The sequence below is a fragment of the Opitutaceae bacterium TAV5 genome (assembly GCA_000242935.3).
Lineage (GTDB): Bacteria > Verrucomicrobiota > Verrucomicrobiia > Opitutales > Opitutaceae > Geminisphaera.
On the sequence record CP007053.1, the window covers coordinates 319719 to 339226 of the forward strand.

The window sequence follows — 19508 nt, forward strand, 5'->3', positions numbered from 1 at the left end:
AAGTTTGAATTTTGTCACCGGACCTCCTCTCGCCAACCCCAACTTCCAACTTCAAAATTCCAACTTCAAACTTCCGGTTTCCATCTCCCATGCGCCTCATCACTGTCGCCGGCCCTCCCTCCTCGGGAAAAACCTCCGTCATCCTGAAGGCCCTGCGCTGGCTGCGCGACGACGGCCTTCACCCCGGCGTCGTCAAGTTCGACTGTCTCGCCGGCCACGACGGCGACCTCTTCCGCTCCGCCGGTTACCCCGTTCTCACCGGCCTCTCCGCCAACTTCTGCCCCGACCACTTTTTCCTGACCAACATCGAGGACTGCGCCGCCTGGGGACGCCGGCAGGCGCTCGACCTTCTCGTCAGCGAGAGCGCCGGCCTGTGCAACCGCTGCGCTCCCCACATCCGCGGCCACTACGCCGTCTGCGTGCTCGACAACCTCGCCGGCGTGGACACCCCGCGCAAGGTCGGCCCCATGCTCCGCACCGCCGACCTCGTCCTCGTCACCAAGGGCGACATCGTCAGCCAGGCCGAGCGCGAAGTATTTTCATATCGGATACGCCAGGCCGCGCCCCGCGCCCGCCTCCTTTTTGTCAACGGCATCACCGGCCAGGGCGCCTGGGAGGTGAGCCGCCTCTGGCAGACCGAAGCGCCCGACAACGCCCCGCTCACCGGCAGCCGCCTGCGTTTTTCCGTGCCCGCCGCCGTCTGCTCGTGCTGCCTCGGCGAGACACGCATCGGCGAGGAGTTCCAGCATGGCATCGTCCGCAAGATCGAGATCGACGACCAGTCCGCCTCCGCCACCCCTGCCTCCCGATGATCGACACCGCCGCCGGTCCCGCCCCTGACGTCTCGCCGCCCGCTCCCCTGCGCTGCCTCGAAATCCTCCCCGGCCGCGACAAGTCCGGCAGGCCCGAGCGCTTTCACCTCCGTTTCGTTCCCGGCGACGTCATCTGCCTCGTCGGCCCCACCGGGGCGGGCAAGAGCCGCCTCCTCGCCGACATCGAATGCCTCGCCCAGGGCGACACGCCCACCGGCCGTGTCGTTCGTATCGATGGCGCCGCGCCCGCCCCCGAATCCCGCTTTACCGGCGAAGGCCGCATGGTCGCGCAGATCACGCAAAACATGAATTTCGTCATGGACCTCGCCGTCGCCGACTTCCTGCGCCTGCACGCCGGCAGCCGCGCCTTGCCCGCCGACGCGACCGAGGCCGCCGTCCGCCGTGTGCTCGCTGCCGCCGTCGGCATGGCCGGCGAACCTTTCGGCCCCGACACCCCGCTCACCCAGCTCAGCGGCGGCCAGTCCCGCGCGCTCATGATCGCCGACGCCGCCTTTCTCAGCCCCATGCCGGTCGTGTTGATCGACGAAATCGAAAACGCCGGCGTGGACCGCACCCGCGCCCTCGGTCTCTTCGCCGACCAGGGCAAGATCGTGCTCCTCTCCACCCACGACCCGCTGCTCGCGCTTTCCGGCGCGCGCCGCCTCGTCATCCGCCACGGCGCCGTGGCCGACGTGATCGAATCCTCTCCCGCCGAAAAGGAAAACCTCCGCCGCCTCACCGCCCTCGACCGCCAGTTTGCCGCCCTCCGCGAACGCCTCCGCACCGGCCAGCGCATCGATGACCCGCTTTTTTTCACCACATCCTGAAGACAACCGCCATGTATCACATTCCCGACGACACCCTCGACCGCTGGCTCCGCGAGGACGCCCCTTATCTCGACCTCACCACGCACACCCTCGGGCTCGGCCCGGAGGCCGCCCGCATCGCCTTCCACACCCGCCAGCCCGTCGTCGTCTGCGGGACCGAGGAAGCGGCGCGCATCCTCGCCGCCGCAGACGGCGCCGGTAGTCTGGAGTTCAGGGTTTCGAGTCTGGAGTTGTACCAGGCTGCTCTCTCAAGCCCTGAACTCCAAACCCTGAACGCCAAACTGGATTTCGCTCTCCCCTCGGGCGCGGCCGCCGCGCCGGGCGACCTGCTCCTCGCGGCTACCGGCCCGGCCGGAGCGCTGCACATCGCGTGGAAAGTCTGCGCCAACATCCTCGAACACGCCTCCGGCATCGCCACGCGCACCCGTCAGCTTGTGGAAACCGCCCGCGCTGCCGCTCCATCCGGCCGGCACATCAGCGTGGCCGCCACCCGCAAGGGTTTTCCCGGCACGCGTGAACTCGCCATCAAGGCAGTGCTCGCCGGCGGCGGCGTGCCCCACCGTCTCGGTCTCTCCGAAACGCTGCTCGTTTTTGCCCAGCACCGCGCCTTTTTCCCCTCCGATACCGTATTCGCCTCGAAAATACCCGAACTGAAGGCGCGGGCCTGCGAGAAAAAGTTCATCGTCGAGGCCGACACTCCCGAAGAAGCCCGCCGCTGGGCCGACGCCGGCGCCGACGGCGTGCAGTTCGACAAACTCCCGCCTCCCGCGCTCGCCGAAGCCGTGGCCGCCCTCCGCGCCGCGCATCCGGGCCTGCTCATCCTCGCCGCCGGCGGCATCAATGCCGCCAACGCCGCCGCCCATGCCGCCACCGGCGTCGATGCCCTCGTCACCTCGTCGATGTTCAGCGCCCCGCCCGCCGACATCCGCGTCACGATTCAGCCCTTGCCCGGCACATCTCATGCTTGAGCCACCGGTCAGGCCTCACCTTTTCCGGAGACGGTTTCCGGAAACGACGGGCCGGTTGCCCGTCGCACATCAACCACCACCAGACCACATCACATGAAACTCAGCGCCCGCAATGTCATCCCCGGCAAGATCGTCTCCATCAAAAAAGGGCCGATCAGCAGCCTCGTCGTCATCGAGATCGCCCCCGGCATCCGGCTCACCTCCACCGTCACCGCCGATGCCGTCATCGACCTGAAACTCAAGAAAGGCTCCGCCGCCTGGGCCATCATCAAGGCCCCCAACGTCATTCTCGGCGTGGACTGATCCGTGCGGGAGCAACCGGATGGTGTCCGGCGTATAACGGAGCGACACCTTCAGGCCGCCCGATTTCCCCTGCCGGGCAAACGCCCTCGCCACCGCTTCCGCCTCCTGCGAAACGGGAGACTCAGGCGGCAGCGGGCGGACCGGCTACGGTGGCTTCGAAGAGGGCGAGAACCTCTCCGGAGGTCAGCGGCGCCCCCCGGTCGCGGGCGCGGGACCGCACCCGGCCGGCAAGAGCGCGGGCTTCCGTCCGGGTGAGCGTGGCGCCGCAGGCTTCGAGAGCGGCGGCCACGGCGGCTGCTCCGGTGTGCGCGCCCAGCACAAACCCGGAGGGCGTCCGCCCCACTGCGGCGGGATCAAAGGGTTCGTAGCTACGCCGGTCGCGCAGCAGGCCGGCGCAATGAATGCCGGACTCGTGGAGAAAAACGGCGTCGCCGACGATCGGCTTCTGCGCGGGAACGGGGCGACCGGAGGCTCGGCCGACAAGGGCGGAAAGCCCGGCGAAGCGGGCGGTGTCGATGCCGCAGTCAATGCCTTCCGCGACGAGGAGCGCCATGACGACTTCCTCGAGGGCGGCATTGCCGGCGCGTTCGCCGAGACCGTTGACCGTGAGGCTGGCGGCGGAGGCGCCGGCGGCAAAGGCCGCCAGCGTGTTGGCAGTGGCAAGGCCGAGGTCGTTGTGCGCGTGCATCTCCAGCGGCAGCGCAGGGGCGGCGCGGCGCAGATGCGAGACAAGGTCCGCCGTGCGGACGGGAGAGAGAAAACCGACGGTATCGGCAAGACGCAGGCGGACGGCCGGGGTCCGGGCCGCGGCGGCGGCAAATTCAGCCAGAAAACCGGGATCGGCCCGGGACGCGTCCTGGGCACCGACTGTTACCTGGTCAAACTGTTCGCGGGCGGCGGAGACGAGCTCTCCGAGCGTGGCAAGCACCCCGTCCGGAGTCGTTCCCCAGATGCGCATGTGGATTTCGGATACGGGAAACGAGATATGCACGCCGCAGACGCGGCAGGCGCGGGCAAGCGCGATGTCCGCGGGCAGGGCCCGGCACCAGGTGATGACCCGGGCGCGTCCGGCGACGGCGTCGGCGACAGCATTGATGTCGTCGATCGCGCCGGAGCCGCCGGCAGGGATGCCCACCTCGAGTTCGGACAGGCGCGCGTCGACGAGGGCGCGGGCAATCGCGACCTTGTCGTCGCGGCTGAAAATGACGCCGGCTGCCTGTTCGCCGTCGCGGAGTGTGGTGTCGATGAGGTGCATGTGAGCGGATGACGTGGCCGGCGGGTCAGCCCGGATGCACGGCGTTTTCGGGACAGGCATCGGCGCAGGCGCCGCAGTCGATGCATTTGGCGGGATCGATGCGGTAGGGCGCGCCGGAGACGATGGCTCCCTCCGGGCAGTCGCCCTTGCAGGCGCCGCAGGCGACGCATTTTTCGGACGTGATTTCGTAAGACATGGTGGATGTTGGCAGTTTGAAGTTTGTAGTTTGTAGTTGGTGGTTTGAAGTTGGTGGCTGGCGGGCGGCGGCTGGAAGAAGGGGCGAGTCGGATTATCACTAAATTCCAACTACAAAATTCCAACTACTCCCGGCGCAGCCGGGCCCTCAGGCGCAACCGGAGCCGGAGCCCTTGCAGTCGGCGCCGCAGGTGGTGAACCGGCGGGCGAGCGAGGCGGGGAGCGGTTGGTCGTTGAAGACGGAGGCGAGGCCCTCTTCGATCATGCCCTCCATCTCGACGATGCGGATGCCCTGCCCCTCGAGGGCGCGCCTGGGTTGCGGGCCGGCGGCGGAGACGAGAAAGGCGCGGCAGTCGTGCAGGAGCGCGGCGAGGTCGCCCCACCGGGCGGGACCGGCGCCGGGCGGAGGCGTGCGGCGGACTTCGACAAATCTGAAGCCGGAGGGCGTCCCGGCGTCCTGCCGGAAGATGAGGACGCGGGCGGCCTCGCCGAGGTGCTGGTTGACGAGCATGCCTTCCTGCGAGGCCACGGCGACGCAGGGGCGACGGGCGAGGTCGCGGGCGCTGGCGGGGCGAGAAAATGCGAGAAGGACGGCATGGTCCTCGGGCGTCATGGGCTCGTCGATACGGCCGACGGCATCGGCGCGGCAGCGGGCGCAGTGCGTCATCTGCGGGACGTGGCGGCCGGCGCGCAGGCGGGTGCCGGCGACGAGGGCGGCATCCGGCGGCGGAATGGCCTCGAACTCGGCGCCGCCGACAGGAAGGAAGGCCATGCAGTTCATGATGTCCACCTTCAGCGCGGCCATCTGGCGGGCGACCTCCTCGATGTGCCGGTCGTTGATGCCGGGGATGATGATGGTGTTGATCTTGACGACGATGCCGGCCTCCTTGAGCCGCTGGATGGCCGAGAGCTGGCAGTCGAGGAGAAGCCGGGCGGCATCGACTCCGCGCAGAGGGCGGTGGTTGCCCCTGACCCAGGCGTAGATTTTCGCGCCGATGGCGGGATCGACGGCGTTGACGGTGAGGGTGACGTGGCTGACCTGGAGGGCGGCGAGGTTGTCGATGTGGGGGGCGAGGCCGAGGCCGTTGGTGGCCAGGCAGAGGATCATGTCGGGATGGCGGCGGCGGACGGCGGCGAGCGTGGCCATGGTCTCGACGGCGTTGGCGAACGGGTCGCCGGGGCCGGCGATGCCGGTGACGGCGAGGTTGGGCACGCGCCTGAGCGTGGCGTCGAGGTAGTCGGCGGCCTGCGCGGGGGTGAGGACGGCGCTGGTGACGCCGGGCCGGCTCTCGTTCATGCAGTCGAACTTCCGGTTGCAGAAGTTGCACTGGAGGTTGCAGCGCGGGGCGACGGGCAGATGGATGCGGCCGTGAGTGTGGTGTGAGGACTTGTTGAAGCAGGGGTGTTTGCCGAAATCGAGGGCAACCGCGGCGGGCCCGGTGAGGGAGCCCGCGGGCGTGATGTCTGGTTCGTTTGTCATGATCCTGAGAGTACAGATGGCTGCGGCCTGCGGATGCGCCGGCCCGGAGGCGGACGGGCGCCCCGGCGGTGCGTCGGATTTTCACCAGGACAGGGTCGCTCATCCTCCTTTCACGGAAGATACCCCTGCAGCCAAGGCGATCATGTGGCCGGCTTGCGGCCGGCAGATGCAGGGCAAGCAGGCGCCGTGCCATCATGCGGCGGAAGACAAATGCGGGCCGATATTGGATCGGTCACCGGGAACCGGATACGAAATCGCGAACCGGAAGCCTCCCGTCGCCCCGGCGGATGGATTTTTTCGGCGCGCTGGTCAAAAATGATCAGCAAAGCCAGGCGGGCCTCTGCGGATGCGCTTTTTTGTCCATTGCCGGAATCAGCTGCGGAGGCGGCGCACGTGGTATTCACCGCCAAGGACCAGGCATTCGGATTCGGCTTGCAGGATCGGGGGCGGGAGCAGGCCGCTGAAAAAAACGATCTTGGAGAGGGGCACCGCGGTTTCCCATACGAAGTGGCCGAATTCCCAGGCGACTTCGCGGTCGGAGGAAAAGGAGCTGAGGTTGTTCAGCTCGACGAGCAGGCGGCCTTCACGGGGAGGCGCGGCGCTGATGGTGTATTCGTCGGGATCGTGGGTGCCCCGGTAGAGAGTGAGCCAGCGCTCGCCGGGATGGCGGCGGGCGAGCTCGGCCTGGCAAAACGTGTAGAGCAGGTCGAGTTGCATGAAAAGGCTGGGCGTCTGCGCGGCTCCCTTCATGCGATCGAGCGCGTAGCGTTCGCGGGCCGCCGGATCTGTCGCCAGACGGCCGTGGTGCCAGGTGGCGCGCAAGCCGAAGCGGCTTTCGACCCAGGCCTTGAGCGCGGCGCCGGACGGGCTGTTGCTGTCCACGCCCCAGTTGCGCAGCGACGCGAGGTAACTGGACCGGAGGCAACGCTGCGCAGGGCCGGAGAACTCCTGCCACTCGTGCAGCCGGAACTTGACCGACACGTAATCGTGAAAGACACGCCCGCGCTCGGCCGGATCGTCGATGCCGTCGAGCCGCTCCCAAAGACGGCGGTCGGTAAGCCGCAGGTGACCGAGCTCGAGCGGCTGCGGATCGTCTTGAAACTCCCACGAGGAAATCGCCCACGGCGAGAAGTTGCAGTGATTGAAAAGAGAGGGAAGCGTCGGAAGAGGGGCAGGCTGCACGGTGGAAAAAGGGATACCCGGATCAAACCCGGCCGAAGGCAGAACTGAAGCCGAAACATGCCGGCCTTTCACACAGAAACGTACCTTGACGTAATCATGACCGCTGCTTCAGGGAAACCGGGGGCCTGTTTTCCTCCGGCCCGCCCCGGTGTTCGGGAGAATATACGATCCGGAACACCGGCGCGCGGAAATGTGCGTTTCCGTAACAAAGCCGCCGGGCGACGCGGACAGGGCCAGCACGCGGAATATACGAAAAGGAACTATTTCGGAAGATGTGTACGCATTTGTATATAACAGAAAGTACAAATAGGTAAAAAACGGCGGACGGCGATGAAATATTAAAATCTGGCGCCGCATGAAGACCGCTATACTATCAGTTGGCACGCCCATTGCTAAATGAAATTCCCGACAGGACGATTTCATTACGGAATCGACGACCAATAATCAAAAGCAGGCTTATCACGATGCGAAAGATAGCAATCTACGGAAAGGGCGGTATCGGCAAATCGACGACCACCCAGAATACAGCGGCCGCCATGGCCCATTTCCACAATAAGAAGATTTTTATTCACGGGTGTGATCCCAAGGCGGATTCGACCCGTCTCATTCTCGGAGGCAAGCCCCAGGAGACACTCATGGATGTGTTGCGCGAGCAGGGGGCGGAAAAGGTCACCAACGAGAAGGTGATCAAGGTCGGTTTCAAGGACATCCATTGCGTGGAATCGGGCGGCCCCGAGCCGGGAGTCGGGTGCGCGGGACGCGGAGTCATTACCGCGATCGACCTGATGGAAACCAACGGTGCCTACACTCCCGACCTCGACTTCGTCTTCTACGATGTCCTCGGCGACGTCGTATGCGGCGGTTTCGCCATGCCCATCCGCGACGGCAAGGCGCAGGAAGTCTATATCGTGGCATCCGGGGAGATGATGGCTGTCTATGCCGCGAACAACATCTGCAAGGGACTTCTCAAGTTCGCGAAGCAGAGCGGCGTGCGCCTGGGCGGCATCATCTGCAACAGCCGCAAGGTGGACAGGGAAAGGGAATTCATCGACGAGTTCACCGCCGCGATCGGCACTCATATGATTCACTTCGTGCCTCGCGACAACGTCGTGCAAAGGGCCGAGTTCAACAAAAAGACCGTCACCGAGTACGATCCCTCGGACAACCAGGCGAACGAATACAGCGAGCTGGCCCGCAAGATCATCGAAAACAAGAACTTTGTTATCCCCAAGCCGCTCACCATGGACGAACTCGAAAAAATGGTGGTCAAATACGGTCTCGGCGACTGAGAAAGTTAACCACTAATGCTCACTAATGGCCACTAATTGAAAATATATAAATCCGATAAACAGTGAATTACTTCGGATCGGATTAGCGTCAATTAGCGTCAATTAGTGGTTAAAAAATGAATTGTCAGAACGTCCCAAAAGACCCGCAGAGGGCGGACGGACCGGAGCCACATAACCCGCCTGTGCGCCCGGCCGGCGGCTCCCTGCGCATGCGAACCGCGCAGGCCCGGCGCAGCGATCATCGTTTATATAATCAAAAAAAGGAGAAAGAACCATGCCATATCATGAATTCAATTGCAGCAAATGCATCCCCGAGCGCAAGAAGCACGCCGTCATCAAGGGTCCGGGCGAGGACCTGACGATGGCGCTTCCGCTCGGCTACCTGAGCACGATCCCCGGCACGATCTCGGAGCGCGGCTGCGCCTACTGCGGCGCCAAGCACGTGATCGGCACGCCCATGAAGGACGTCATCCACCTCAGTCACGGACCGGTGGGATGCACCTACGACACCTGGCAAACCAAACGCTATATCAGCGACAACAAGAACTTCCAGATCGAGTACACCTTCGCCTCCGACATGAAGGAGAAGCACGTCATCTTCGGCGCCGAGAAGCTGCTCAAGCAGAACATCATCGAGGCGTTCAAAGCCTTCCCGGACGTCAAGCGCATGACTCTCTACCAGACCTGCGCCTCGGCCCTGATCGGCGACGACATGGCCGCAGTCGCCCAGGAAGTGATGGATGAAATGCCCGACGTGGACATCTTTGTCTGCAATTCCCCCGGCTTCGGCGGCCCGAGCCAGTCGGGAGGTCACCACAAGATCAACATCGCCTGGATCAACCAGAAGGTTGGAAACATCGAACCGAAAATCACCAGCGACTATGTCATCAACTACGTGGGCGAATACAATATCCAGGGCGACCAGGAAGTGATGCTCGATTACTTCAAGCGGATGGGCATCCAGGTCCTGTCCACCTTCACCGGAAACGGCTCCTATGATGAGCTCCGGTCCATGCACCGTGCGCATCTGAACGTGCTGGAATGCGCGCGGTCCGCCGAATACATCTGCAACGAGCTGCGCAAACGCTACGGCATCCCCCGCCTCGATATCGACGGTTTCGGTTTCGAGCCGCTCTCCGCCTCGCTCCGGAAGGTCGCCATGTTCTTCGGCATCGAGGAGCGGGCGCAGGCCATCATCGACGAGGAGACCGCGCGGTGGAAACCCGAGCTCGACTGGTACAGGGAGCGCCTGAAAGGGAAAAAGGTCTGCCTCTGGCCGGGCGGTTCCAAGCTCTGGCACTGGGCGCACGTCATTCACGAGGAGATGGGCGTCGAGGTCGTCTCGGTCTATACGAAATTCGGCCATCAGGGGGATATGGAAAAAGGCATCGCCCGATGCGAGGAGGGCGCGCTCGCGATCGACGATCCCAACGAGCTCGAAGGCCAGGAGGCCCTGGAGATGCTGAAGCCCGACGTCATCTTTACCGGCAAGCGCCCGGGCGAGGTCGCCAAAAAAATCCGCGTCCCGTACCTCAACGCCCACGCGTATCACAACGGCCCCTACAAAGGCTTCGAGGGCTGGGTCCGCTTCGCCCGCGATATCTACAACGCCATCTATTCGCCGATTCACAAACTCGCCTTCCTCGACATCAGCAAGGACGAGATACCGACCGACAAGGGTTTCGTCACCCGGCGGATGCTCTCCGACGCGAACCTGAGCGAGGAGGTCCGTTCCTCGACGACCCTGCGGCAATACACGGGCAAATACGACTGCGTCACTCCGCTGCGGGGGAAAACCTACCCTGCGTTCCTGCCCAAGGCGAAACCCGAACCGGAAGCCGCCGGCGTCGCGTGAAAGGAAACCACCTTATGGACGACCTTATCAAGGACAGGACCGAACAGCTCGTGGACTACATCATGAAAAAATGCCTCTGGCAGTTCCATTCCCGGGCTTGGGACCGGAAGGACCAGAACGAAGGCATCCTGAGCAAAACCACGCAGCTATTGTGCGAGGAGCCCGTCACGCTCGATACTCCGGCCGACCGGTGCTACTGGGTGGACGCCGTCTGCCTGGCGGAAGCTTACAAGAGCCGCTATCCGTGGATGAACGCCCTGGGCAAGGAGGAGATCAGGACCCTCATGAAGGCCGTCCACGAACGCCTGGATTTCCTGACCATCACGGGCTCCCTCAACCTGGAGCTCACCGACCAACACTACTGACAGGACATCATCATTTATGCTTTGCGAATTAAAACCGAAGGAACGGGCCGGCGTCATCAATCCGATCTTCACCTGCCAGCCCGCCGGCGCGCAGTATGCCAGCATCGGAATAAAAGACTGCATCGGAATCGTGCACGGGGGGCAGGGATGCGTGATGTTTGTCCGCCTCATGTTCTCCCAGCATTTCAAGGAGAGCTTCGAACTGGCGTCTTCCTCGGTCCACGAGGAGGGCGCGGTTTTCGGCGCCGTCAAACGCGTGGAGGAGGCGGTCGATGTGCTCCTGATGCGGTATCCGCACGTGAAGGTCGTCCCGATCATCTCGACGTGTTCGACGGAGGTGATCGGCGATGACATCGACGGTGTCGTCACGAAGCTCAACCGGGGGCTGCTGAAGGAAAAATACGCTGGCCGCGAAGTGCATCTCATCCCCATTCATACGCCGAGTTTTGTCGGCAGCATGGTGAGCGGCTACGATGTCGCGGTGCGGGATTTCGTCACCTACTTCGCCAAAAAAGACCAGCCCAACGGCAAGATCAACCTGCTCACCGGCTGGGTGAATCCCGGCGACGTGACCGCGCTCAAACATCTCTTGTCGGAGATGCAGATCGACGCGACCGTGCTGTTCGAGATCGAGACCTTCGATTCTCCGCTGATGCCCGACGGGAACCATGTTTCCCACGGCACCACGACGATCGAGGACATGAGGAGCCTGGCCGACGCCTCGGGCACGATCGCGCTCAACCGGTACGAGGTCGGGAAAGCCGCCCGCTATCTGGAGAGCGAGTTCGGGATCCCGGCGATCATCGGGCCGACTCCGATCGGCATCCGCAACACGGATACGTTCCTGCAAAACCTGAAGAAAATGACCGGGAAGCCGATCCCCGAATCCCTCGTCCGCGAACGGGGCATCGCCATCGACGCCCTGACCGACGTCACCCACATGTTCCTCGCCGAAAAACGGGTGGCCATCTACGGGAATCCGGACCTGGTCATCGGCCTGACCGAGTTTTGCCTGGATCTGGAAATGAAGCCCGTGCTGGTGCTGCTCGGCGACGACAACGCATTCTACGGAGACGATCCCCGGCTCCAGGCGCTCCGGGACAATGTCGATCACGAGATGGAGATCATCACGAACGCCGACTTGTGGGACCTGGAAAGCCGGATCAAGGACGGCCTCGAGCTCGACCTGATCCTCGGCCACTCCAAGGGACGGTTTATCGCCATCGAATACAACATCCCGATGGTGCGGGTCGGCTTCCCCACCTACGATCGTGCGGGCCTGTTTCGCTATCCGGTTTTCGGCTACGCGGGGGCGACATGGCTCGCCGAAGCCATGGCCAACACGCTGTTCACCGACATGGAGTACAAGAAGAACAAGGAGTGGATCCTCAACGTCTGGTAGCGACTCCGGCGCGGCCCCCCCTCCCCCCCCCCGCCGCCGGCATGATTTCAGGGACGTTTCAGCGAACAGAAGGAGTGAGTCCCTGCTGTAGTAAAAAGGTAAGTACGGTCTCCGGGGTGCGTAGCCCCGGAGACCTTCCTCAAGGATTCTGGAAATGAACGGAGGCATGACATGATCGAAGTTTCAGTCCGGACGGATCGTCCCGGAGGCGCAACCGGCTTCGTCTTTTCCGGAAGACTGGGCGATCTCTGCCATTTCGCCTACGGCGCCAACATGAACGGAGAGCAACTGCGCCTGCGAGGGATAAAACCCGTGGCGGTTTCCATCGCGAGACTGCCCGGCCACCGTGTCGCGTTTCACGGGTATTCGGGCGTGTGGGACGGCGCCGTGGAAACCGTCGTTCCGGCGCCCGGGGAAGACACCTGGGGCGTGCTCTACAAACTGGAGGTCATGGATGGCGAGGTGCTCGATCTCTGGCAGGACGCACGGCAGGACGGCTCGGGCGCCTATTTCCATTATCCGGCCGAGGTGACGGATCCGGCCGGAGAGACCCGCATGGTTTTGCTTTACAAGAAAGACGTCCTCGGAACCCCGGAAAAACCGAGCCGGGAATACCTCGATTTTATCGTTCAGGGAGCGGTGGGACACGGACTGCCCGCCTCGTATATCGAAAAACTGCGGCAAACGGAGTCGAAGCCGGCGGAGTATCCCGTCCCCCGGCGCGGAAAATCCGGCAGGAGTTTTTATGCGGTGACATCCTGCGCCGAATGCGGCGGCGCTTCGGGGGCCGCGGCCTGAGAACAAACGAACCTCTGTATCCATTTTTACACACACACAATTATGCACACCATGCCCGAAGGACATCCCCATGGAGCCATGCGGCGGAAAGATCGCCAGATCACCGACCGCGTCGAAATCGACGAGATCATCAATTCGGCCAGGATGATGCATCTGGCCCTTTCCGACAACGACATCCCGTTTCTGGTCCCGGTGTTTTTCGCCTATGACGGCACCTCGCTTTATTTTCACTCGTCACAAAAAGGGACGAAGGTCGGGATTCTGAGGCGCAACAACAACGTCTGCATCGAAATCTCCATCGACCACGGCGTCATACCGAGCGACATGGCCTGCGACTTCGAAGCGCGCCATCGCACCGTGATCGGATTCGGGAAGGCGACGTTCGTCAGCGACGAAGCGGAAAAAATCAGGGCGCTCGACATGATCGTCGCCAAATTTTCGCCGAAGAAATTCGAGTACCCCAAGGCCAACCTGGACCTCACCGCGGTCGTGCGCATCGATCTGGAGTCCATCAAGGGCAAGAAGCACGGTTTTTGACCGGGACCGGCACCCGTCGTCCGCATCATTGTCCACCATGAAAATCGCCGCGTATGTCGATGAGGAGGGAAAGGCGGTCAGCTTCAACGCCAGGGGCATGGTCCGTATTTACAAGCGGCGCTCCGGGATCTGGGTGAACATGACGGGATTCCCGCTCGAACTACGTCGGGACGCGGGCCTCGCGGAGTTCCAGGCCGCGTTCACGCACATGATCGCCCGACTGGAGGACTGCCGGATTTTCATCGTGGACGAAATCCGGGGCGTGCCGTGCGCCATTCTGGACAGCATGGGTTTCAGGCTCTGGCAGGTCGCCGGGCCGGTGCTGGAGCAACTGGATCTGGTCGCCGGGAAAACGCAGGAGGAAGCAGACAACGCGACGAGTGCCAGTCGTGCGCCCGTTCCGGTGGGCGATCCCCGCGACGGGTTTTATCGCCTCAACCTGAGGCAAGTCCTGAGGAGCGATGCCAGCCTCAACTCCCGGCAGGTCCTGATCCCGTTTCTGGAAGCGGGCGCCTTCCGGAAACTGGAAGTCTTGTGCGACCATACCCCGCGCTGGATGGAGAAAGAACTGGAACGTCTTCACCTGCGGGCGGACAGCGAGGATTGGGAGACGAGCGGCGTTAGAATCACCCTTTCCCCGGATCCGGACTCCGCGACCGGGAGGAGCACGGAGCACCGCCACGCGTTGCCTTCCGGTTTTTCCGGCTGCGGAGGCGGGAGACGCTCCTGCATGGAGTAACCGGGCTACCCCGCCACCGGCGCCGGGGCCGCGGCTTCGCCCCGGCGAAACGCCCGGTAGCTGAGTTTGTATTTCGCCATGCGCAGGCCCATGGTCCGGCGGGTCAGGCCCAGTTCCCGGGCCGCCTCGCTTGTATTGCCGTGATGCAGACGCAGCGCCTCCGTCAGCATTTCATATTCGATCGCCGCAAGCCTGGCCTCCAGGCCGTTGGGAATATCAGCCCGGGAAAAGACAGGCGCCTGCAACGAGAGCGGCAGATGATACCCGTGGATGGCATCGTCTTCGGTCAGGATCACCGCACGTTCGATGACATTCTCCAGTTCGCGGACGTTGCCCGGCCAGTGATAATTCATGAGCATGTTGATCACCGGCGTGGTGATCCGGTTGATTGTTTTTCCGTTCGCCCTGGCGAACCGTGCCACGAAGTGCTCCGCCAGGGTGATGATGTCGCTGCCGCGGTCGCGCAGGGGCGGTATCATCAACGGGAATACGTTGAGCCGGAAATAAAGATCCTGCCGGAAAGTTCCCCTCGCGACCATCTCGGCCAGGTCCTTGTTGGTGGCGGCCACCACGCGAATGTTCACCGTCACGGTCCGGTTGCCCCCCACGCGCTCGAAGGACCTTTCCTGCAATACCCGCAACAGTTTCGCCTGGACGGCGAGCGACAATTCGCCGACCTCGTCGAGGAAAATCGTCCCTCCGTCCGCCTCCTCGAAACGTCCCTTGCGGGTGTGCTCCGCACCGGTGAAGGCCCCCTTCTCATGGCCGAAAAGTTCGCTTTCGAGAATACTCTCGGGGAGGGCGGCGCAGTTGAACCTGATCATCGGCCCTTCGGAACTGGCGCCGTCGTAGTGGATCGCATTTGCGATGAGTTCCTTGCCCACGCCGCTTTCCCCGAGCAGCAGCACCGTGGTCCGGGTCTGCGCCACCTTGTGCAACAGGGCGAACACCTCCATCATGGCCCGCGACGAGCCGATGATATTCGACGGCTTGTAACGCTCCTTCAACTCGCCGATGAGTGCGCGCTGGCGCTGTTCCCAGCGGACCTTGTCGACATTTTCGATGAGATAAAGCTCGACCGCCTGCGCCAGCATGTCGGAAACGACCACGAGGGCGTCCACATGCTTGTGCAGCAATTCCTCGTGCTCGTAACGCCGGATGGCGCTGATGCTCCCGAGCACCTTTTTCCCCCGCAAGATCGGTATGCAGATGAAGGCACTGTCACGCTCTTCCTCCGCGGACAACATGCCGGTCCGGTTCAGGAAAGCCGGCTCGGAGCCGATGCGCGGCACGACGAGAGGTTTGGCCAGCTCGACAACCTGTCCGGTGATGCCCTCGCCCGGGAAATACACGCCCCTGGCCTGCTCTGCCTCGGTCAACCCCATGGACTTGTGAATGAAAATCTGGCCGCTCTCCCGATGGTGCAGATTGATCATGGCCCGCCTGATGCCCATGTTCCTGCCCATGTAATCGAGGAGCGTGTCGAGCGCCCGGGAGAGGTCGTTTTTCTTCGATACGGCCCTCCCTATCTCGAAAAGCAACGGCACAAACTTCCCCCGGCAAACCCCGGCATGACACTCCTTCACCCGGGGATCGTTATGCCGGCAAACGCCTTCATGGCACTCGTTCACATCAGGGATCCCATGCTCGTTGCCACACATGACAGGTATTGCCGGCATCTTCGGAAAGGATTGGCCTTGGTAATCAAAACTTCATTTGGAAAAGGAATACGATTCCGGTCCGCCCCTGTGCCGGTCACGCGACAGTGAATCGCTTTTGTCAATTTTGATAGCCAGCATCAAATATGCCAGACAGCGGGAATGCATGTTTTTGGAACACCCGGCGGAGGCCGGATAAAACAGGACTTATGGCCTTTATAATATGGCCTGCTCTTACCCCCGGTCCACCAGCGATCCGGCCTGGCCCGCCCGGTACCCCGGCAGGCTTTCGATCTCGCCGCGCAGCCGCCGCGCGCGCATCCCGTCGAGCAGCGCGGCCACCCGGGGCAAAGCCAGCAGCGCCCGCGGCACGACGAGGTCGAACGCCACTTCGCCCGTCGGCACAAACTCCAGCCCCGCCACCTCCGCCACCGCACGCGGCCCGGTCGCCACGTCGGCCTCGCCGCGGAGCAGGGCGCGGGCGCATTCCCAGTGGCTCTCGAACTCCCGTCCGTAGCCCGGCACCACCGGCCCCGCCAGACCCATCGCGCGCAGTTGTCCGTCGATCCAGCTCCGGCTGCCCGACCCCGGTTCGCGGTTTGCCAGCCGCAGCTTGCCCGAGCCGAGATGGCTCACGCCGCCGAAATTTTTCCCCACGCCGGGCCGCATCATCCAGCCCTGTTCCCAGCGGGTAAACCTCACTACCTGCCAGCGTCCCTCCGGATCGAGCCGGGCCACCTCGCGCAGGTTTTCCTCCTCGCGGCCATCACCCGAATGCAAGCCCGCCACATGCACCCATCCGCCAGCCAGCAACTCCAGCGCCCGCCCGCTCCCGCAGTTGACCCAGAAACACCGTCCCGGCAATCCCGCGCCGATCCGCGCCGCCGCCAGCAATGCCAGCGCCGGATCGCACCCGGCGACAGCCACGTTGTGCTCCATGTCCGCCAGCGCCTTTCCCCGGCCCACCCGCGCCCGCCATCCCGCGCCGGTCTCCACCAGCAGGGCATCCGCCTCGTGAAACCCGCCGCCCAGCGATGCCACCGTATCCGCCCGGTGCCCCACCCAGCGCCGCGCCAGCCAGGCCAGATTGATCCGCGTCGCCGCCGGCATATTTTCCGCCGGCAACCGCACCGGCACCTCCTCGACCACCTCCGTCTCCCGGCCGCCGAACAGCTCCTCCACCGACGACCCCAGCTCCACCGCCAGCTTCAGCGCCACCTGCACGTTCGGCAGCACGCGCCCGCTCTCCATCAGGTTCATGAACTGCCGGGTCACCCCGCAACGGCGCGCCAGCTCCGCCTGGGAAATCCCGATCGCACGCCGTTTTTCGGCCATTTTATGCACAGGTAAAGCCAAGCCTTGCGCCGGATTTTTCATGACCGGGGAATGTCACATGCTTCTTACCCCGTGTCTATGAAAAATTACTCAGCGGTCATCCCTCACCGGCAAGCTTTCGCCTGTCCCGGATTGCGTGCGGCGAAGCCATACGCCTTTCTTCCCGCCCTGCGAACATCCGCGGCGGGAGGGTTATGCGCCCTCCTGCTCGTTTCCGCCGGCATGGTCCTCGCGCCCGCCCCCGCGCGGGCCGCCAGCTCCGCCGACGACGAGATCAGGCTCCTGCGCGAGCAGATCGAGTTGCTCTCGAAAAAAATCGACACCCTCGAAAAACGCCAGGCCATGACCGACGCCGACGAAGCCGCCGCCGCGCGGACCACCCCCAAGGTCACCGCCGGCCCGGCCGGCATCGTCGTGGCCTCCCCCGACAAGGCGTTTTCGCTCAAGCTCGGCGCGCTCGTCCAGACCGACGCCCGCGTCTTCCTCGACGACGGCGCTTCCAACCGCGACGGTTTCCTCCTGCGCCGTATCCGCACGCCGCTCACCGGCACCGTCTCGAAAATTTTCAGTTTCAACATCACGCCCGAGTACGCCGGCGGCTCCAACACCAGCAGTTCCGCCAGCCTCGTCGATGCCTGGTTCAGCGCCACCCTCACGCCCGCCTTCGGCCTGAAAGCCGGCAAGTTCACGCTCCCCGTGGTCCTCGAACCGGGAGGCAACCGCCACTTCAACGAGGCGCCCTTCATCAACACCCTCGCGCCCAATCGCGACATCGGTATCGAGGCCTTCGGTACGCTGGCCTCGGGTTTTGTCGATTACCGGCTTGGCCTCTTCAACGGCGCCTCCAACAACAACCAGAGCTTCGGCGGCGGTTCTCCCGGGCTCGACGACGGCGACTTCACCACCTCCGGCCGCCTCACCGTCCTGCCCTTCAAAAAAAGTGACGGTCCGCTCTCGAAACTCGCCCTCAGCCTCGGCGGCGATTTCGGCAACAAGCGCGGCACCAGCGCCGCCAACGGCCTCACCGCCATCGTCAGCAACGGCCAGCAGACGATCCTCAACTGGGGTTCGCTCCTCGCCGACGGCGAGCACACCCACATCAGTCCCGGTCTGGAGTGGTATACCGGCACGCCCTTCAGCCTCGTCGCCGAGTTTCTCTGGGAGCGGCAGGATCTGACCAACGGCAGCACGTTCACCAAAACCGTGACCAATACCGGCTGGCGTGTCAGCGCCGGCTACGTGCTCACCGGTGAACCCGCCGCCAAGGCCGGCGTCACACCCGCCAAACCCTTCAATTGGGAAAACGGCACCTGGGGGGCGTTCGAGGTCGTCGCTCGCGTCAGCGGCTTCGACATGGACGACGACCTGTTCACCGGCGCCGGCAGCCTCAGTTCCTCCACCAACGTCACCGGAGCCTTCGCCTACGGAGCCGGCCTCAACTGGTATCTCAACCAGAACGTCCGTCTCCTCTTCAGTGTAGAGAAAACCGAATACGACGGCGGCGGTTCCGCCAGCACGCTCAAGGGCGCGCAGGCCGACGAACTCTACCTCTTCACCCGCCTCCAGCTCCAGTTCTGACGCGCCCGGCCCCGTTTCTGCTACACACCTCCACACCTTCCTCGCCAACACACGACTTCCTTCAACCATGAAACACATCCGCGCCCTCGCGCGCACTCTCGCACTCACGCTCGCCCTGACGCTCGCCGCCACGGCCGGCGTCACCGCCCTCGCGGCCGACCTCACCGTCTTCGCCGCCGCCAGCCTCTCCGACGCGCTCCGGGAACTTGCTCCCGGCTACACCCGGGCCACCGGCGACAAGCTCCGCTTCAACCTCGCCTCGTCCGGCGCCCTCACCCGGCAGATTCGCGAAGGCGCTCCCGCCGACGTCATCATCTCGGCCGACGAACTCCGCGTCGACCAGCTCGAAAACGGCGGCCTGCTCCTTGCCGGCACCCGCCGTACTGTTCTGGCCAATACCCTCGTCCTCGTCGTCGCCGCCGACCGCCCCGCGCCGGTCGCCACGATGGCCGATCTCGCCAAACCGGAAGTCCGTCGCGTCGCTTTCGGCGATCCCGCGACCGTCCCGGTCGGCACGTATTCGAAAGAATACCTCGGCAAGCTCGGCCTCTGGGACGGGCTTCAGTCCAAAACGGTCTTCGTGGACAACGTCCGCGCCGTGCTGGCCGCCGTCGAGGCCGGCAATGCCGACGCCGGCATCGTTTACAAGACCGACGCCCTGATTTCGAAAAAGGTGAAAATCGCCGTCGAGGTGCCGCTCGCCGAAGGCCCGTCGATCACCTATCCGGCCGCCGTCATCAAGGCCACGAAATCGCCCGAAGCGTCGAAGAAATTCGCCGCCTGGCTCTCCACGCCCGAGGCCCAGGCCGTCTTCGCCAAATACGGTTTCCTGCCGCCACAATAACCAACCGCGACGTTTCAACAGGAGACAACGGAGCGAACGGAGAAAAAGATACTGCCCGGAAGCCTTTCCCCGTCTCCGTTCCCTCT

Annotated in this window: 19 protein-coding genes; 13 read left to right on the forward strand and 6 right to left on the reverse strand. The window is 63.9% G+C overall.

What is annotated here, in order from left to right:
• Window positions 1-89 precede the first annotated feature (89 nt).
• The 4 genes from OPIT5_01790 to OPIT5_01805 all read left to right on the forward strand — a co-directional run bounded on the left by OPIT5_01790 (window position 90) and on the right by OPIT5_01805 (window position 2910).
• Window positions 90-812: a hypothetical protein gene (locus OPIT5_01790; GenBank protein ID AHF89171.1), complete on the forward strand. Its 723-nt coding sequence runs from the start codon at window positions 90-92 to the stop codon at window positions 810-812.
• Window positions 809-1639: an ABC transporter gene (locus tag OPIT5_01795; GenBank protein ID AHF89172.1), complete on the forward strand. Its 831-nt coding sequence runs from the start codon at window positions 809-811 to the stop codon at window positions 1637-1639. Before OPIT5_01790 ends, OPIT5_01795 begins: the two co-directional genes overlap by 4 nt.
• Before the next feature lie 11 nt (window positions 1640-1650).
• Window positions 1651-2607: a pyrophosphorylase gene (locus OPIT5_01800; GenBank protein AHF89173.1), complete on the forward strand. Its 957-nt coding sequence runs from the start codon at window positions 1651-1653 to the stop codon at window positions 2605-2607.
• Window positions 2608-2700: 93 nt separating this feature from the next.
• The gene (locus OPIT5_01805; GenBank protein ID AHF89174.1) at window positions 2701-2910 is read left to right on the forward strand and encodes a molybdenum-pterin-binding protein; all 210 of its coding nucleotides are present in this window, start codon (window positions 2701-2703) and stop codon (window positions 2908-2910) included.
• A 121-nt stretch (window positions 2911-3031) separates the two neighbouring features.
• Here OPIT5_01805 and OPIT5_01810 read toward each other — a convergent pair whose 3' ends face one another.
• The 4 genes from OPIT5_01810 to OPIT5_01825 all read right to left on the reverse strand — a co-directional run bounded on the left by OPIT5_01810 (window position 3032) and on the right by OPIT5_01825 (window position 7022).
• Complete coding sequence (locus OPIT5_01810) at window positions 3032-4165, reverse strand: (R)-citramalate synthase (GenBank protein ID AHF89175.1); 1134 nt, start codon at window positions 4163-4165, stop codon at window positions 3032-3034.
• A gap of 25 nt (window positions 4166-4190) precedes the next feature.
• The gene (locus OPIT5_01815) at window positions 4191-4361 is read right to left on the reverse strand and encodes a 4Fe-4S ferredoxin (GenBank protein AHF89176.1); all 171 of its coding nucleotides are present in this window, start codon (window positions 4359-4361) and stop codon (window positions 4191-4193) included.
• Between the two features lie 147 nt (window positions 4362-4508).
• Window positions 4509-5840, reverse strand: a complete 1332-nt coding sequence (locus OPIT5_01820) for a nitrogenase cofactor biosynthesis protein NifB (GenBank protein ID AHF89177.1) — start codon at window positions 5838-5840, stop codon at window positions 4509-4511.
• Between the two features lie 372 nt (window positions 5841-6212).
• Window positions 6213-7022 carry a Dinitrogenase reductase ADP-ribosyltransferase (DRAT) gene (locus OPIT5_01825; GenBank protein ID AHF89178.1) on the reverse strand — a complete coding sequence of 270 codons (810 nt, stop codon included), beginning with the start codon at window positions 7020-7022 and terminating at the stop codon, window positions 6213-6215.
• Between the two features lie 464 nt (window positions 7023-7486).
• Here OPIT5_01825 and nifH point away from each other — a divergent pair, with 464 nt between their 5' ends.
• From nifH to OPIT5_01860, 7 genes are all read left to right on the forward strand, one after another.
• On the forward strand, window positions 7487-8311 hold the full coding sequence (nifH, locus tag OPIT5_01830; protein ID AHF89179.1) for a nitrogenase reductase: 825 nt from the start codon (window positions 7487-7489) through the stop codon (window positions 8309-8311).
• A gap of 274 nt (window positions 8312-8585) precedes the next feature.
• The gene (locus OPIT5_01835) at window positions 8586-10166 is read left to right on the forward strand and encodes a nitrogenase iron-iron protein alpha chain (GenBank protein ID AHF89180.1); all 1581 of its coding nucleotides are present in this window, start codon (window positions 8586-8588) and stop codon (window positions 10164-10166) included.
• 14 nt (window positions 10167-10180) lie between these two features.
• Complete coding sequence (locus OPIT5_01840) at window positions 10181-10531, forward strand: nitrogenase iron-iron protein delta chain (GenBank protein AHF89181.1); 351 nt, start codon at window positions 10181-10183, stop codon at window positions 10529-10531.
• 16 nt (window positions 10532-10547) lie between these two features.
• The gene (locus OPIT5_01845; protein ID AHF89182.1) at window positions 10548-11933 is read left to right on the forward strand and encodes a nitrogenase iron-iron protein beta chain; all 1386 of its coding nucleotides are present in this window, start codon (window positions 10548-10550) and stop codon (window positions 11931-11933) included.
• Window positions 11934-12104: 171 nt separating this feature from the next.
• Complete coding sequence (locus OPIT5_01850; GenBank protein ID AHF89183.1) at window positions 12105-12731, forward strand: hypothetical protein; 627 nt, start codon at window positions 12105-12107, stop codon at window positions 12729-12731.
• A 42-nt stretch (window positions 12732-12773) separates the two neighbouring features.
• Window positions 12774-13268 carry a 5-nitroimidazole antibiotic resistance protein gene (locus OPIT5_01855; protein ID AHF89184.1) on the forward strand — a complete coding sequence of 165 codons (495 nt, stop codon included), beginning with the start codon at window positions 12774-12776 and terminating at the stop codon, window positions 13266-13268.
• Between the two features lie 37 nt (window positions 13269-13305).
• Window positions 13306-14007 carry a Fe-only nitrogenase accessory protein AnfO gene (locus OPIT5_01860; GenBank protein AHF89185.1) on the forward strand — a complete coding sequence of 234 codons (702 nt, stop codon included), beginning with the start codon at window positions 13306-13308 and terminating at the stop codon, window positions 14005-14007.
• Window positions 14008-14012: 5 nt separating this feature from the next.
• Here OPIT5_01860 and OPIT5_01865 read toward each other — a convergent pair whose 3' ends face one another.
• Window positions 14013-15668 carry a Fis family transcriptional regulator gene (locus tag OPIT5_01865; protein AHF89186.1) on the reverse strand — a complete coding sequence of 552 codons (1656 nt, stop codon included), beginning with the start codon at window positions 15666-15668 and terminating at the stop codon, window positions 14013-14015.
• 231 nt (window positions 15669-15899) lie between these two features.
• Window positions 15900-17042 (reverse strand): XRE family transcriptional regulator, encoded by a 1143-nt coding sequence (locus tag OPIT5_01870; GenBank protein AHF89187.1) that lies wholly within the window; start codon window positions 17040-17042, stop codon window positions 15900-15902.
• 36 nt (window positions 17043-17078) lie between these two features.
• On the opposite strand from OPIT5_01870, the gene OPIT5_01875 reads away from it, so the two are divergent.
• Both OPIT5_01875 and OPIT5_01880 read left to right on the forward strand, forming a co-directional pair.
• Window positions 17079-18578: a porin gene (locus OPIT5_01875; GenBank protein AHF89188.1), complete on the forward strand. Its 1500-nt coding sequence runs from the start codon at window positions 17079-17081 to the stop codon at window positions 18576-18578.
• A gap of 67 nt (window positions 18579-18645) precedes the next feature.
• Window positions 18646-19422 carry a molybdate ABC transporter substrate-binding protein gene (locus OPIT5_01880; protein AHF89189.1) on the forward strand — a complete coding sequence of 259 codons (777 nt, stop codon included), beginning with the start codon at window positions 18646-18648 and terminating at the stop codon, window positions 19420-19422.
• Window positions 19423-19508 lie beyond the last annotated feature (86 nt).

Bases quoted from the DNA above. Each gene is read 5' to 3' on its own strand.
- OPIT5_01790 (AHF89171.1), top strand. From the start codon at position 90: ATGCGCCTCATCACTGTCGCCGGCCCTCCCTCCTCGGGAAAAACCTCC.
- OPIT5_01795 (AHF89172.1), top strand. From the start codon at position 809: ATGATCGACACCGCCGCCGGTCCCGCCCCTGACGTCTCGCCGCCCGCT.
- OPIT5_01800 (AHF89173.1), top strand. From the start codon at position 1,651: ATGTATCACATTCCCGACGACACCCTCGACCGCTGGCTCCGCGAGGAC.
- OPIT5_01805 (AHF89174.1), top strand. From the start codon at position 2,701: ATGAAACTCAGCGCCCGCAATGTCATCCCCGGCAAGATCGTCTCCATC.
- OPIT5_01810 (AHF89175.1), bottom strand. From the start codon at position 4,165: ATGCACCTCATCGACACCACACTCCGCGACGGCGAACAGGCAGCCGGC.
- OPIT5_01815 (AHF89176.1), bottom strand. From the start codon at position 4,361: ATGTCTTACGAAATCACGTCCGAAAAATGCGTCGCCTGCGGCGCCTGC.
- OPIT5_01820 (AHF89177.1), bottom strand. From the start codon at position 5,840: ATGACAAACGAACCAGACATCACGCCCGCGGGCTCCCTCACCGGGCCC.
- nifH (AHF89179.1), top strand. From the start codon at position 7,487: ATGCGAAAGATAGCAATCTACGGAAAGGGCGGTATCGGCAAATCGACG.
- OPIT5_01835 (AHF89180.1), top strand. From the start codon at position 8,586: ATGCCATATCATGAATTCAATTGCAGCAAATGCATCCCCGAGCGCAAG.
- OPIT5_01840 (AHF89181.1), top strand. From the start codon at position 10,181: ATGGACGACCTTATCAAGGACAGGACCGAACAGCTCGTGGACTACATC.
- OPIT5_01845 (AHF89182.1), top strand. From the start codon at position 10,548: ATGCTTTGCGAATTAAAACCGAAGGAACGGGCCGGCGTCATCAATCCG.
- OPIT5_01850 (AHF89183.1), top strand. From the start codon at position 12,105: ATGATCGAAGTTTCAGTCCGGACGGATCGTCCCGGAGGCGCAACCGGC.
- OPIT5_01855 (AHF89184.1), top strand. From the start codon at position 12,774: ATGCACACCATGCCCGAAGGACATCCCCATGGAGCCATGCGGCGGAAA.
- OPIT5_01860 (AHF89185.1), top strand. From the start codon at position 13,306: ATGAAAATCGCCGCGTATGTCGATGAGGAGGGAAAGGCGGTCAGCTTC.
- OPIT5_01865 (AHF89186.1), bottom strand. From the start codon at position 15,668: ATGTGTGGCAACGAGCATGGGATCCCTGATGTGAACGAGTGCCATGAA.
- OPIT5_01870 (AHF89187.1), bottom strand. From the start codon at position 17,042: ATGAAAAATCCGGCGCAAGGCTTGGCTTTACCTGTGCATAAAATGGCC.
- OPIT5_01875 (AHF89188.1), top strand. From the start codon at position 17,079: ATGAAAAATTACTCAGCGGTCATCCCTCACCGGCAAGCTTTCGCCTGT.
- OPIT5_01880 (AHF89189.1), top strand. From the start codon at position 18,646: ATGAAACACATCCGCGCCCTCGCGCGCACTCTCGCACTCACGCTCGCC.